10 protein-coding genes are annotated in these 14854 nt (G+C 64.0%); 6 read left to right on the top strand and 4 right to left on the bottom strand.

The genetic code is table 11. The features are described 5' to 3' along the window. Window positions 1-220 precede the first annotated feature (220 nt). Window positions 221-6253, top strand: a complete 6033-nt coding sequence (locus tag BLQ85_RS02090) for a hybrid sensor histidine kinase/response regulator (protein WP_083336735.1) — start codon at window positions 221-223, stop codon at window positions 6251-6253. After that, complete coding sequence (locus BLQ85_RS02085; RefSeq protein WP_254779646.1) at window positions 6250-8421, top strand: hybrid sensor histidine kinase/response regulator; 2172 nt, start codon at window positions 6250-6252, stop codon at window positions 8419-8421. Before BLQ85_RS02090 ends, BLQ85_RS02085 begins: the two co-directional genes overlap by 4 nt. Before the next feature lie 658 nt (window positions 8422-9079). Here the strand turns inward: BLQ85_RS02085 and BLQ85_RS02080 are convergent. Further along, entirely contained in the window at window positions 9080-10006 is a 927-nt protein-coding gene (locus BLQ85_RS02080; RefSeq protein WP_074574392.1) for a LysR family transcriptional regulator, read from the bottom strand. Window positions 10007-10132: 126 nt separating this feature from the next. Here BLQ85_RS02080 and BLQ85_RS02075 point away from each other — a divergent pair, with 126 nt between their 5' ends. From BLQ85_RS02075 to BLQ85_RS02060, 4 genes are all read left to right on the top strand, one after another. Beyond that, the gene (locus BLQ85_RS02075) at window positions 10133-10717 is read left to right on the top strand and encodes an NADPH-dependent FMN reductase (RefSeq protein ID WP_074574391.1); all 585 of its coding nucleotides are present in this window, start codon (window positions 10133-10135) and stop codon (window positions 10715-10717) included. Then, window positions 10714-11568: a pirin family protein gene (locus BLQ85_RS02070; RefSeq protein WP_074574390.1), complete on the top strand. Its 855-nt coding sequence runs from the start codon at window positions 10714-10716 to the stop codon at window positions 11566-11568. Before BLQ85_RS02075 ends, BLQ85_RS02070 begins: the two co-directional genes overlap by 4 nt. A 199-nt stretch (window positions 11569-11767) precedes the next feature. Next, complete coding sequence (locus BLQ85_RS02065; RefSeq protein ID WP_074574389.1) at window positions 11768-12175, top strand: BLUF domain-containing protein; 408 nt, start codon at window positions 11768-11770, stop codon at window positions 12173-12175. Between the two features lie 302 nt (window positions 12176-12477). Beyond that, window positions 12478-13290: a hypothetical protein gene (locus BLQ85_RS02060; RefSeq protein ID WP_217631795.1), complete on the top strand. Its 813-nt coding sequence runs from the start codon at window positions 12478-12480 to the stop codon at window positions 13288-13290. Between the two features lie 69 nt (window positions 13291-13359). On the opposite strand, the gene BLQ85_RS02055 is transcribed toward BLQ85_RS02060, so the two are convergent. Genes BLQ85_RS02055 through BLQ85_RS02045 form a run of 3 tightly spaced genes read right to left on the bottom strand, consistent with a single transcriptional unit; the run spans window position 13360 to window position 14832 of the window. Continuing rightward, window positions 13360-13884 (bottom strand): SRPBCC family protein, encoded by a 525-nt coding sequence (locus tag BLQ85_RS02055; protein WP_074574387.1) that lies wholly within the window; start codon window positions 13882-13884, stop codon window positions 13360-13362. 4 nt (window positions 13885-13888) lie between these two features. Then, the gene (locus BLQ85_RS02050) at window positions 13889-14539 is read right to left on the bottom strand and encodes a methyltransferase family protein (RefSeq protein WP_074574386.1); all 651 of its coding nucleotides are present in this window, start codon (window positions 14537-14539) and stop codon (window positions 13889-13891) included. Beyond that, the gene (locus tag BLQ85_RS02045) at window positions 14536-14832 is read right to left on the bottom strand and encodes a DUF2933 domain-containing protein (protein ID WP_074574385.1); all 297 of its coding nucleotides are present in this window, start codon (window positions 14830-14832) and stop codon (window positions 14536-14538) included. Before BLQ85_RS02045 ends, BLQ85_RS02050 begins: the two co-directional genes overlap by 4 nt. Window positions 14833-14854: the final 22 nt, after the last annotated feature.

Below are 14854 nucleotides of genomic sequence, written 5' to 3'. Positions count from 1 at the left end.
CCGGCTGCGATATTTTTCAAGGCGTAACTACAAAATGTACAGCGGTCAAATCGAAGTTCATGTAAGCCAAAGCCTACAGTTTGGCCGCTGTGACAGGCTTGCCGCACATAGTTTTCACCCTTAGGAAAATAGTGTGCGATTTGATTGTCATTCTGTATCTTCGCGAGTAATCTCGGCACCCGTTTCTACAAAAAGTTACCCTCAATACAGGATGAACGATATGGAAGCTTTGACCAAGCTTTCGGTGGTGGAGCGCGACACCGAATTGAAGTCCATTCTCAAATCCCTGAGCGCGCTCAGGCGTGGAGAGGCGGGCGTCACACTTCCAACGGAGTGGGAGGGCGTCTATGGAAAGATCGCCGCCGAATTCAACCAGCTCTCGGCCATGACGACGGCGACCACCAGCCGCTGCAAAGGCCTGGCCTCCAAGTCCCGCCTGGCAACACGTGCCAGCCGGCGCCTGCCCGAGGACAAACTCTCGGGCTTTTGGTTGCAGAACGCGATGGCCATCAACACCGTGCTCGATGAAGCCGAGACGGTGACGGAGCAAACCAAGGTAGTGCTCACCGCCTTGACCGACCTCAAAAAAGGCGATGCGCGCGCTTCGCTGCCGCAAGACTGGACCGGCGTGCCCGGCAAGGTGGCCGATGCCTTTAACGACGTGGTCTCTGAAAACGTGCGCATGGCGCGCGAACTCGAACGCCTGAGCCGCGTGGTCGGCAAGCAGGGACGCCTCAAGGAGCGCGCCTTTGTGCCGGACGCTTCGGGTTTCTGGCGCGACTCCGCGGAGTCCATCAACTCGCTGATCGCCGACCTGGTGCACCCGACCAGCGAAGTGGCGCGCGTGATAGGCGCCGTGGCGCAAGGCGACCTGTCCAAGAGCATGGCGCTGGAGGCCGAGGGCAAGGCGCTTGAAGGCGAGTTCCTGCGAACCGCCATGATCATCAACAAGATGGTGGAGCAACTGGGTACCTTCTCGGCCGAGGTGACGCGTGTGGCGCGCGAGGTGGGTACCGAGGGCAAGCTGGGCGGCCAGGCCGATGTGCAAGGCGTGGCCGGTACCTGGAAGGACTTGACGGATTCGGTCAACTCCATGGGCTCCAACCTGACAGCCCAGGTGCGCAATATCGCCGAAGTGACGACCGCCGTGGCGGCCGGTGACCTTTCGAAGAAGATCACGGTGGACGTCAAGGGCGAGATTCTCGAGCTCAAGAACACCATCAACACCATGGTGGACCAGCTGCGGTCCTTCGCTTCGGAAGTGACACGCGTGGCGCGCGAGGTGGGCACCGAGGGCAAGCTGGGCGGCCAGGCCGATGTGCAGGGTGTGGCCGGCACCTGGAAGGACTTGACCGACAACGTGAACTTCATGGCCGGTAATTTGACCTCCCAGGTGCGCAACATCGCCGACGTGACCAAGGCCGTGGCGGCCGGCGACCTGTCCAAAAAGATCACGGTGGACGTGAAGGGCGAGATCCTGGAACTCAAGAACACCATCAACACCATGGTGGACCAGCTCTCCTCATTCGCGTCGGAAGTGACGCGCGTGGCGCGCGAGGTGGGCACCGAGGGCAAGCTGGGTGGCCAGGCCGATGTGCAAGGCGTGGCCGGTACCTGGAAGGACTTGACCGACTCGGTCAACTCCATGGGCTCCAACCTCACGGGCCAGGTGCGCAACATCGCCGAGGTGACGACGGCCGTGGCGGCCGGCGACCTCTCCAAAAAGATCACGGTGGACGTCAAGGGCGAAATCCTGGAACTCAAGAACACCATCAACACCATGGTGGACCAGCTGTCCTCTTTCGCGTCGGAAGTGACGCGGGTGGCGCGCGAAGTGGGCACCGAGGGCAAGCTGGGCGGCCAGGCCGATGTGCAGGGTGTGGCCGGCACCTGGAAGGATTTGACCGACTCGGTCAACTCCATGGGCTCCAACCTCACGGGCCAGGTGCGCAATATCGCCGAGGTGACCAAAGCCGTGGCGGCCGGTGACCTCTCCAAAAAGATCACGGTGGACGTCAAGGGCGAAATCCTGGAACTCAAGGCCACCATCAACACCATGGTGGACCAGCTGCGCTCCTTCGCTTCAGAAGTGACACGGGTGGCGCGCGAAGTGGGCACCGAAGGCAAGCTGGGCGGCCAGGCCGATGTGCAGGGCGTGGCCGGTACCTGGAAGGATTTGACCGATTCGGTCAATTCCATGGGCTCCAATTTGACGGGCCAGGTGCGCAATATCGCTGAGGTGACGACGGCCGTGGCGGCCGGCGACCTGTCCAAAAAGATCACAGTGGACGTGAAAGGTGAGATTCTTGAACTCAAGAACACCATCAACACCATGGTGGACCAGCTGCGCTCCTTCGCGTCGGAAGTGACGCGTGTGGCGCGCGAGGTGGGCACCGAGGGCAAGCTGGGCGGGCAGGCCGATGTGCAGGGCGTGGCCGGTACCTGGAAGGACTTGACCGACTCGGTCAACTCCATGGGCTCCAACCTGACAGCCCAGGTGCGCAACATCGCTGAGGTGACGACGGCCGTGGCGGCTGGTGACCTTTCGAAGAAGATCACCGTGGACGTCAAGGGCGAGATTCTTGAACTCAAGAACACCATCAACACCATGGTGGACCAGTTGCGCTCCTTTGCCTCTGAAGTGACGCGTGTGGCGCGTGAAGTGGGTACCGAGGGCAAACTGGGCGGGCAGGCCGATGTGCAGGGCGTGGCCGGTACCTGGAAGGATTTGACCGACAACGTGAACTTCATGGCCGGTAATTTGACCTCCCAGGTGCGCAACATCGCCGACGTGACCAAGGCCGTGGCGGCCGGCGACCTGTCCAAAAAGATCACGGTGGACGTCAAGGGCGAGATCCTGGAACTCAAGAACACCATCAACACCATGGTGGACCAGCTGCGGTCTTTTGCCTCTGAAGTGACGCGGGTTGCCCGAGAGGTGGGCACCGAAGGCAAGCTGGGCGGCCAGGCCGACGTGCAGGGCGTGGCCGGCACCTGGAAGGACTTGACCGACAACGTGAACTTCATGGCCGGCAACCTGACCAGCCAAGTGCGCGGCATTGCGCGCGTGGTGACGGCCGTGGCCAACGGTGACCTGGAGCGCAAGCTGACCGTGGAGGCCAAGGGCGAGATCGCCGCGCTGGCCGACACCATCAACGGCATGACCGACACGCTGGCCACCTTCGCCGACCAGGTGACCTCGGTGGCGCGCGAGGTGGGGGTGGAGGGCAAGCTGGGCGGCCAGGCCAAGGTGCCGGGCGCGGCGGGTACCTGGAAAGGCCTGACCGAAAACGTCAACCAGCTGGCCGCCAACCTGACGACCCAGGTGCGCGCCATTGCCGAGGTGGCGACCGCCGTGACCCAGGGCGACTTGACGCGCTCCATCACGGTGGAAGCGCTGGGCGAGGTGGCCGCGCTGAAAGACACCATCAATGAAATGATCCGCAACCTCAAGGACACCACCCAGGTCAACACCGAGCAGGACTGGCTCAAGACCAACCTGGCCAAGTTCAGCCGCATGCTGCAGGGCCAGAAGGACCTGGTGGCCGTGGGCCATTTGATCCTCTCGGAACTCGCGCCCGTGGTGGGCGCCCAGCAGGCCGAGTTTTATGTGCTGAGCTACACCCAGGAAAGACCGCGCCTGCGCTTGATGGCCAGTTATGCCTCCGACGGGCAGGGTGCCTACGGCAAGGAAATCGACCTGGGCCAGGGCCTGATTGGCCAGTGCGCCTTCGACAAGCAGAAGATCCTGCTGACCTCCTCCATGCCGCAGGGACTGAAGATATCCTCGGGCCTCACGGAAGTGGCGCCCATGGACATCCTGGTGCTGCCCATCATCTTTGAGGGCCAGGTCAGGGGCGTGGTGGAACTCGCCTCGGTCGAGCGCTTCAACCCCACGCACCAGGCCTTCCTGGACCAGCTCACGGAAAGTATCGGCATCGTGATCAACACGATCGAGGCCAATATGCGCACCGAAGACCTGCTGACCCAGTCGCAGTCCCTGGCGCAGGAGCTGCAAAGCCGGCAGGAGGAACTGCAGCAGACCAACGAGGAGCTGCAGGAAAAAGCCCACCTGCTGGTGCAGCAGAACGACGAGGTGGAGCGCAAGAACCAGGAGGTCGAGCAGGCCCGCCAGGCGCTCGAGGAAAAAGCCAAGCAGCTGTCGCTGACCTCCAAGTACAAGTCGGAGTTCCTGGCCAATATGTCGCACGAGCTGCGCACGCCGCTCAACAGCCTGCTGATCCTGTCCGACCAGCTGTGCAAGAACTCCGAAGGCAACCTGACGGCCAAGCAGGTGGAGTTTTCCAAGACCATCCATTCATCGGGCAACGACCTGCTGATGCTGATCAACGACATCCTGGACCTGTCCAAGATCGAGTCGGGCACGGTGGTCGTGGACGTCAACGAACTGCGGCTGTCCGACCTGCAGATGTATGTGGAGCGCACCTTCCGCCACGTGGCCGAGGCCAAGAACGTGGACTTCCTGATCACCACCGGGCTGCAGCTGCCGGTGTCCATGGTGACCGACGTCAAGCGCCTGCAGCAAATCCTCAAGAACCTGCTGTCCAACGCCTTCAAGTTCACCCACCAGGGCCACGTGGCCCTGGCCATCGAGGAGGCCTTTACCGGCTGGAGTACTGACCACGAAGAACTCAACCGCGCCCAGCAGGTGCTGGCGTTTTCCGTCACCGACACCGGCATAGGCATTTCCGCCGACAAGCAGCAGATCATTTTTGAGGCCTTCCAGCAGGCCGACGGCTCGACCTCCCGCAAATACGGCGGTACCGGCCTGGGCCTGGCCATCAGCCGCGAACTCTCGCGACTGCTGGGCGGCGAGATACGGCTGTCCAGCGCGCCGGGTGAGGGCAGCAGCTTTGTGCTCTACCTGCCGCTGACCTATTCCTCGTGGCGCGGCGCGCGCAAGCCCGGCGGCAGTGCCGAACAACGCATCGAAACCGCCGTGCCCATCAGCCGCTTGGGTTTTGAAAAGCAGGACAGCAGCTTCGACGACGCCGCCCTGTCCCTGGACGCGCCCGCGCCGGCCGACGAAGCCGCGGACGACAGGCACAACATTCAGCCTGGCGACTTCGTGCTGCTGATCGTCGAGAACGACCTGGCTTTCGCCAGCTTTTTGCTCGATGCCGCGCGCGCCAAGGGCTTCAAGGGCCTGGTGACCTCGCTGGGCGCCGGCGCGCTGACGCTGGCCGCCGAATTCAAGCCCTCGGCCATCACCCTGGACATGCACCTGCCCGACATGGAAGGCTGGCGCGTGCTGGAGCGCATCAAGCAGGACTTCAGCGTGCGCCACATCCCGGTCTGCGTCATTTCCACCGACGACTCCCAGGAGCGCGCCTACCGCAGCGGCGCCATGGCCTTCATCGCCAAGCCCATCCCCGCCAAGGAAGTGCTCGACGAGATGCTGGACCAGCTGCACCGCTATGTCTCGCGCCCGGTGCGGCATGTGCTGGTCGCCCTGCAGGACGAGGCCTTGCGCGCCGAGGTCACCGGCCTGCTGGGCCACAGCCACATCCTGTGCCAGACGGTGGCCTCGCTGGCCGAGGTCAAGCCCGAGGACTTCGCGCGCTTTGAATGCGCCATCACCGATGAGCCTTCGCTGGAGGACGGTTTCGAGCAGCTGCGCCATACCTTGCCGGCCCCGTCGGTGCTGGGGCCGCTGCCGGTGGTGGTCTGGCGCGAAGGCCCGATAGACGCGCTGCACCAGCCCGCCTGGCAGGCCCGCGACGGCTACCTGTTCCGGGAGGCCAGGTCCGTCCCGCGTGTACTGGACCTGGCCCTGCACGCCCTGCATGTGAACGAGGCGCGCATGACGGAGCGGCAGCGCGGCACCCTGAGGACCCTGCACGACGCCAACAAGTCGCTTGCCGGCAAGCGGGTGCTGATCGTTGACGACGACATGCGCAACATCTTCGCGCTGGCCACCGTGCTCGAGGAAGAGGGCATGGACATCGTCTGGGCCGACAACGGCCATGACGCCATCGCCAAGGTTGCCTCCGACCCGCGGCTCAGCGTGGTGCTGATGGACATCATGATGCCGGTGATGGACGGCCTGGTCACCATGCAGGAAATCCGCAAGCTGCCGGCCGGCAAGACCCTGCCCATGATCGCGGTCACGGCCAAGGCCATGAAGGGCGACCGCGAGAAATGCATAGAGGCGGGCGCCTGGGATTACCTGTCCAAACCCGTCAACACGGAGAACCTGCTCGCCGTGCTGCGCGCCTGGTTGCCGCGATGAGCGCCGTCCTCGCCATGCCGCAGGAGCCGGCAAGCATGCTCAACCCGGACCCGGTCAACATCCTGATCGTCGACGACCTGCCTGAAAAGCACGTCGTCATGGGCAGCATCCTCGAGGAGCTGGGGCAGAACCTCGTCAGCGCCCGTTCGGGCCGGGAGGCCCTGCGCCTGATCCTGGAGATGGAGTTCGCCGCCATCCTGCTGGACGTGAACATGCCCGACATCGACGGCCTGGAAACCGCCAGCCTGATACGGCAGTACAAAAAGAGCTCGCAGACCCCCATCCTGTTCATCACTGCCTATGTCGACGAGGCCCAGGCCGCCAAGGGCTATGCGCTGGGCGCGGTGGACTACATCTCGTCCCCGGTCGTGCCCGGCGTGCTGCGCTCCAAGGTCAAGGTGTTTGTCGACCTGCACCGCATGAACCGGCAGCTGCAGCAGCAGGCCGTACAGCGCGAGGCGCTGGCGCGCTCCGAGGCGGCGCGCACCGCGGCGGAAGACGCCACGCGCCGCGCCGCCTATCTGGCCGAGGCCAGCCAGCGGCTTTCGATGTCCCTGCATATCGACGCCACCGCCCACGCGCTGGCGGACATCGCGGTGCCCGGCCTGGGCGACATGGCGGCCGTTGCCCTGCTCGATGGCCATGGCGATCTGCACTGCCGCTGCCTCAAGATTTCGGGCAGCGCCGATCCCTCAGTGGGCCCGGTGCTGCTGGAATGCCAGCGCGACCTGAGCCCCTCCATGGCGGCGCTGGTGCGTAATGCCATGCTCACGCGGGAAATCGCCTTCCTGCCCGCGACCGAGCTGTGTGCGGCGCAGCCCGCGGCCACGCCGCCCGCCGAGTGGCCGGAATTGCCGGCCGACCATGAAGAGATGGCCGTCTGCCCGCTGGTGGCCGGCGAACAGCAGCTGGGCGCGCTGATCCTCTTCGGCAGGGCCGGCGGCTTCGCGCAGGCCGATGCGGCCTTGCTCAGTGAAGTCGTGGGCCGGGCCTCCATCGCCATGGAGAACGCCAGGCTTTACACCCTGGTGCAGGAAGCCGACCGCCGCAAGAACGAGTTCCTCGCCATGCTGGCGCATGAGCTGCGCAACCCGCTGGCGCCCATACGCAATGCGGTGCACATCATCCACGGGGCCCAGGTCGCCGACCCGACCGTGGCCTGGGCGCGCGACGTGATCGCCCGCCAGGTGGACCATATGTCCAGGATGGTCGACGACCTGCTGGACGTCTCGCGCATCGTCCGCGGCAAGGTCACCGTGCACATGGAGGCGGTGCGGCTGTCCACCCTGTGCGAGCGCGCCGTCGAGGCCAGCAACCCCTTGCTGGCCGCCAGGCAGCAGGAGCTCATCGTTGACATCCCTGGTGAGGCAATCGTCGTGCAGGGCGACCTGGTGCGCCTGTCGCAGGTGCTGTCCAACCTGCTCAACAACGCCTCCAAGTTCACCGACCCGGGGGGAAAGATCAGCCTGGGCGCTTCGCTCCAGGGCGATGAGCTGTGCATCACCGTCTCGGACAGCGGCCAGGGCATAGAGGCCGAATTCATGCCGCATATCTTTGACCTGTTCGCCCAGGGCGACCAGGCGCTGGACCGCGCCCAGGGCGGCCTGGGCATAGGCCTCACGCTGGTCAAGCACCTGGTGCAGTTGCACCAGGGCAGGGTGGAGGCGCACAGCGAGGGACGCGGCAAGGGCTGCCGCATCTCCGTGTACTTCCCGGCCCGCGTGATGGCCGAGGGAGCCGCCCCGCCCGCCGCACCGGCACCCAAGCCCGCAAGGCCGGCGCCGGCCGCTTCCCGCAAAATCCTGGTCGTCGACGACCTGCCGGCATCGGCCGACACGCTCAAGGTCCTGCTCGAACTCGAAGGTTATGTGGTCAGGATCGCGAATGACGGCGCGGCAGCACTCACCATGGCCCGGGAGTTCGCGCCCGACGTGCTCATCCTCGACATCGGCCTGCCCGGCATGGACGGTTTTGAAGTGGCCCGCCAGCTGCGCAGCAGCCCAGAGTCCAGGGATGCGTTGATGATCGCGTTGACGGGCTACGGCGAGGCCGAGAGCCGCCAGCGCTCGCAGCATGCGGGCTTTGACCATCATGTGGTCAAGCCGGCAGACATTGATTACCTGCTGTCGCTTGTGAGTGAACCGCTGGTGGTTCGGAAGGGGCTTTAGCCGGGTCTTGCTCCGGCGAACGCGCTCTCCCTCCTCATCCTCTTTCCTTCTTAGTTCAGCTGGCCGGGTCTCGCCCCGGCGGGCGAGGCACTTTTCTTTGCTTCGCCAAAGAAAAGTACCCAAAAGAAAGGCGACCCGCAGTCTGGGTCCCTTCGCTGCGCTACGGGCAACCTGCGGTGCTCGAGCCAAGCGGGGTCCGGCTAAACTCGCTTCGCTCAGACAACGCCGGCCCTGATCCGCTTGTCTCTGCGCTCCTCGGCCCAGCCAGGACGGGGCAATCGGGAACGGGGACAGAAGACAGAAAACCAAGAAGACAAATACAAACAAGGACACGCCATGGCGTGTCCTTGTGGTTTTCGGTATTCAGGGTTTTGTCTTCGGCTGTTTGGTATTCCTGTTCCCACCCCTTCTGGATGCGCCGAGGAGCGCAGGGCCAGACGGATCAGGGATCGCGTTGTTTGAGCGAAGCGCAGCGGAGCGAGTTTAGCGAGACCCCGGCTGGACCGAGCACCGCAGGTTGCCCGCAGCGCAGCGGAGGGACGCAGCAAGTAGGGTCGCCTTTTCTTTTGCTTACTTTTCTTTTGGCGAAGCAAAAGAAAAGTGAGTAGCTGCCGGGCTACCCCCGGCTCCGGAACTCAAAACAAAAGGGGGAGTCGGGTCACCCCCCGACACGAAATATCTCCGGAAGCGTCTCCACTTCACTGAGCTTCTCCATCACCAACGCAATAAAAGCCGACACCGCCAGCGGCAACTGCCGCCGGCTAGGGTAAAGCACACTGAGCCCGTGGCCCGTGCGCTGGTACTGCGGCAGCACGGGGACCAGCCGCCCGGCCTGCACGTCCAGCCTGGCCATGGCGGGCGGCAGCAGTGCGATGCCCAGGCCGGCCAGGGTGGCTTTGCGCAGGGCCTGGGCGGTGTTGCCGCTGAAGCGTCCCGCGACCTGCACTTCTTCATCCACACCACCGGGGCCTGCCAGCCGCCAGGTGGTGCGGCCGCTGGGGTGGGGTGAGGTCACGCAGTCGTGCTCCAGCAAATCCTGCAGCGTGGCCGGCGCGCCGCGCGCGGCGATGTAGGCCGGGCTGGCGACCATGCCATCGCTGCGCGCGCCCAGCAACTGGCGGCCCACATAGCCCGAGTCACGCATCGGGCCGCCACGGAAGGCCACGTCGATCTGCTCGGCAATCAGGTCGGCGTGGGCGTCGCTGAGCACAAAATCCAGCCGCACGCGCGGGTGCGCGGCCAGGAACTCGGTCACCCATTCCATGGGGAAAAAATCAAAAAAATCGGCGGTCGCCGCCACGCGCACCAGGCCGCTGGGCTCCTGGCTGCCCGTCACCAGTTCCTGGCCGGCCTCGGTCAGCCCGTCAACCGCGCCCGCGCAGCGCTCATAAAAAGCCTGGCCCGCGCTGGTCAAGGTGAGCTTGCGCGTGGAGCGCTGCATCAGCCGTGTGCCTAGCCGGCTTTCCAGCTGCTGGACGCGCCGGCTCAAGGTATTGGCCGGCAGGCCCAGGCGCCGCGCCGCCTCGGCAAAACTGCCGCAGCGCACCACCTGCACAAACAGGGCGATGTCGTTGAGGTCCAGCATGGCTTATTCCTTCTTTGAGTGGATCAGTGCAATCCGATTCTGCCATCTAGTCAATGAATGAGTGCAGCCCTAATCTTCAGTCCATGGGCCGCCCAGGCCTCCCACCTTGTTTTCCAGGACCATCCCATGAACTCAAACACACCCCGCATCGGCATCGTCATCGGCTCCACCCGCGAAGGCCGCTTCGGCGACAAGCCCGCGCAATGGATACACAGCCTTGCCCAGCAGCGCACAGACCTGGCCTTTGAGCTGATAGACTTGCGCGACCACCCCATGCCTTTCTTCGCCGAGCCCATGTCGCCGGCCTGGGCGCCCGTCAAAAACGAGGCCGCGCAGCGCTGGGCCGCCAAGCTCGCCACGCTGGACGGCCTGATCGTCGTCACGCCCGAATACAACCACGGCCCCAGCGCCGTGCTCAAAAACGCGCTGGACTATGCCTACAAGGAATTCATCCGCAAACCCATAGGTTTTGTCGGCTACGGCGGCGTGGGCGCTGCGCGTGCCGTCGAGCAGTTGCGCCTGGTCGCCACCGAGCTGCAGATGGCGCCCGTGCGCAATGCGGTGCACATCGGCATGGTGGAGTTCATGGGCATCTGGAAGCAGGGCAAAAGCTTTGAGGACTTCCCGCACCTGGCCCAGGCCGCCACCGGCCTGCTGGACGACATGGCCTGGTGGGCGAGGGCGCTCAAGACCGCCAGGGAGGCTGTATGAGCAGCGCCGCGGTTGCAAGCGCCGCCCGCGCCATCGTGTACCGCACACGCGGCAGCGCCCATGGGCCCATCACGCGGCTGGTCAGCCCCGGCGACCTGGGTGAGTTCCTCAAGCCGTTTGTGTTCCTGGACCTGTTCGGTTTCAAGCCGGCGGCCGGCCACAAAGGCTTCGGCATGCACCCGCATTCAGGCATCGCCACGCTGACTTATATGGTCGAAGGCCAGGTCAGCTACGAAGACACGACCGGCAAAAAAGGCGTGCTGCCGGCCGGCGGCGTCGAATGGATGCGCGCCGGCAATGGCGTCTGGCACACAGGCGCGCCCGTCAGCGATTCACCGGTCCAGGGCTTCCAGCTCTGGGTCGCGCTGCCCGCGGCCGAAGAAAACGCGCCGGCCGAAAGCCTTTACCTTTCGCCCGAACAGTTGCCGCAAGAAGGCCCGGCGCGTGTGCTGCTGGGCCGCTATGGCGCGGCGCAAAGCCTGATTCCCGCGCCGGCCCAGATGAATTACCTGGCTGTCAAGCTCAAGGACGGCGAGCAGTGGCGCTACACACCGCCCGAAGGCCACACCGTGGGCTGGGTCGCGGTTAACCAGGGACGGCTGGATACGGGCGACGACAGCGGCGGCCCCATAGCCACCGGCGAACTCGCGGTGTTCGAAGAGTCCGGCGAGGCCATAGCCTTCACGGCCCAGGGCGACACGGCCTTTGTGCTGGGCTCGGCCGTCAAACATCCGCATGAACTGGTCATGGGTTATTACTCGGTGCACACCAGCCGGGCGGCGCTGGCCCAGGGGGAGGCGGAGATCCAGCGGATTGGAGCGCGGCTGCGGCAAGAAGGGCGCCTGGGCTAGCCTTTGCCCGGTACCTGCGCGGAGAACGCCGATCTCCGTACTGGCCAACAAACCCTCCCCTGAGCGGAGGGTTTTTTTCTGCCTGAACGGCTCACCTGTTCAATAAGCTGGAATAAGGGGATGATGGGGTTCAGACCAGGCAGGCAAGCCAGCTCTTGCATATCCGGGTACTGCAAATCCAGTTCAGGGGGCACGCATCATGATCAGACTGCTCTACATCAGCGACGCCCATGAAGGCATCAACGAAGAAGCCGTGAACGGCGTCCTGAAAAGCGCGGCCAAAAACAACCCGCCCCTGGGCATCACCGGCCTGCTGGTTTTTGGGGGCGGCGTGTTCGCCCAGATCCTGGAAGGCCCGGAGCAGGCGGTGCTGAGGAAGTACGTCCAGATCGCGACCGACATGCGCCACCACAACTGCCGCATCGTCTACATCACGACCACCCAGGAACGCATCTTCAAGGACATCTCCATGGCGGCGCTTGAGGCACAGCCCATGGAGATGGAGCACATCGCCGAACTGGACGCCCGCCGGCACGAAACCGTTCCGGCGGATGCGTTCACGGACCTGATGCATGTGTTTTTTTCAAGAATACAGGCGCTGCCTTGATAGGGGGAGCTCGGGTGCCGGAGTGTCAAACTGTAGAACTGATGGCTACGCTTTCAGCCTAATACTCGGGTCAACCCGCAGTAAAAAGTTAGCATTTTCAGCCAGGGCGTCAGTATGATGGCCCAAAGCGTGCTTGTGACGTTTGGTTACCAATTCGGGTAGCCACAGCCCAGTTATCTCAACGCCAAACGCCACTGCTTCGGGAGCCCAACATGCGTTATCTGTCCCTCATTTCCTTTTCACTGGCCGCCGCCTGCCTGTCACCGGCCGCCCAGGCACAAAACTGCGAGGGAGGGGCCTATATGAACCCCCAGCTCTTCCGCGGTGAGGCCGCCTACCAAAGCGCCGTGGCCGAACAGGAAATGCATGCCTTCATAGGCCGCGCCGGCCTGCCGCAGGCGCCGCTGTATGCCATCAAGAAAGTGGACGACATCACCGCCTCGGGGCGTACACCTTATTGCTGGGTCTACACCAACCAGGTCACCGGCCTGATGAGCGGTTACAAGCTCGCGGTATTCAACAATGAAGTGGTCCAGCCCGCCGTGCTGGCCATCACCACTGCCGGCAAGGCCGCCACCGATGCGGGCGCCGTGGCGCTGAAAACCCTGCCGCCGGCGGAGCAGAAAGCCGTGCTGGACCAGCTTCAGCGCTCCAAATGTTTTGGCACCGCCGCCGGCGTGGAAGCGGCCATCGCCAAAGCCGAAGGCCTGTGCGGCAATGTGGAGGACGTCGCACCGCAAGCCACCGTCGGCCAGCAGGGCCTGATTGCCAAAGCCGTCTTTGCGTGGGAGGAGCAGTCCTGGGCAGGCGTCGTCACCCGCGAGCCCGCCGCGCTGGGCGTCAGCCTCAAGGGCCTTGCCGGGCGCTCCGAAAAGGTGCACCAGGCACGCCTCGTGGTGGTTCCAACCAAGGCCACGAGCGTCGGCTTTGGCCTCTACCTGCATGCCAGCGTGCCCGATGCCGCCGCCAAAAAGGCCGTTGCCGCCTTCCAGGGCCTGACGGCACCGTCCAAGCCACTCGCCGTCGCCATGGACCTGGGCCCGCAATTCTCCTTTGTGGTGCCGACGGCGGAGCAGCTGGAGAAGATGCGCGCGGCAATCGGGCTGGGCAAATAAAGCCCTGCGGCGCCTGTTTTTTTTCAAGGATACAGGCGCCGCCTTGGTTCAAGGTGTTTAGCCAGGCAGCTAAGGCCCCCTGGCTTCTTCTTTCAAAAATGCACGCGCTGCGTCGGTCGCCATGCGTTGCACACACCAGTCGGCATAGATTCGCCCCAAAAGTTTCCCGGGCAAGCGCGCCCATGGTCCCGCGGGCAAGTCGTAATCAATCCACACACGCAGCCGTGACCACTCCTGCGACGACCCGGCGTCCGGCGCAAGCACAAAACCCATCCGATAGGCGCCCACGACCAGGAGATGCGTTTGGCCGAAGGTTTCCCACGACTTGCGCAGCGGCGGCGCATAGTCAGTCACTTTCTCCGACACCGACAGGGCCATGCCGAGCATCCGTCCTTTGATGGTGATCACCGAACCGAGCGCTTTGCCCTTGTTGCCGTCGGTCTCGATCTTCATGGCGGCTCCCGCCATCATCAGCGAGGGCTTCTCCATGTGCGCCGCCAGCCGTTGAGGGTCGTCCAGCAGCGCGAATACCGCCTGGGGACTCGCCGCCACCTGAACCGTGGCCTCACGGTGAAACGGGTACTGCGAATTCATGGGCTCAAGCCGCCGAGGCCGGCTGTCCGAAGCGCGGAAAGAACCGGGGCGTGCGCCTCGCGTAGCTGTCGAATTCAGCGCCGAACCGGGCGCGCATCTCCGCTTCCTCAGCCAAGGCCAGCCGCCCGTACATCAGCAGCAGGACCGGAAACATCAGCAAGGTCAGCAGGGTAGGCCACTGGATCAGAAAACCCAGCAGGATCAGGACAAATGCCGCGTACTGCGGATGCCGAATCCGGGCATAAGGCCCGGCGGTCGCCAGGGCGTGCCTGCGCTGTGCGTGGTACAGCACATTCCAGGCCTTGGACAGCAGGTAGAAGCCGGAGCCCAGCAATACATAGCTTGCGATATGCAAGGGCCCGAAATGGGGATCGCCTTTCTCTCCCATCAGCGTGCTCCACAGGTGGCCGGCATCATGCGTCAGGATGTCCAGGCCCGGGTACCTGGTTTGCAGCCATCCGGACAGAAGGTAGATGGTGAGCGGGAAGCCGTACATCTCCACAAACAAGGCCACGATGAATGCCGAGAATGCGCTGAAAGTTCGCCAGTCCCTGGCCGTGGCTGGTTTAAAAAAGCTGTAGGCAAACATGATGAAGATCGCCGAATTGAAGATCACCAGCGTCCACAGGCCGTAGGCGGGTTGGTCCTGGCTCATGATGCGCCTCCGCCTTGGGATGGGTTTGGCTTGCCGGCATCAGGAGGGGGCGGAAGGTCGCCATGGTGATGGCTTCCGTGGCCGTGATGCATGAACACGTGCATCAATGGGCAGGCCAGCAGCAACAGCAGCGGGAGCAAACCCACCACATGTGCCAGATGCTCGGTCAGTAAAAAGTAGGCTGCGATGGCGCCAAACACCAGAAATCCCGCGCCGTAGCGTGTTCGCCAGAACGGCGTCGGAGACGTGTGTGGGGGCGTGTGTTGGGGCGGATTCCCGTGGGTATCGTTCATTTGAAACTCCTTTGTGCCTGGG

Origin of the sequence: Polaromonas sp. JS666, from assembly GCF_900103405.1 — a bacterium.
Classification (GTDB): domain Bacteria; phylum Pseudomonadota; class Gammaproteobacteria; order Burkholderiales; family Burkholderiaceae_C; genus Polaromonas.
Note: the sequence above shows the minus strand (reverse complement) of the source record. Positions and strands in the feature narration are given on the sequence as shown.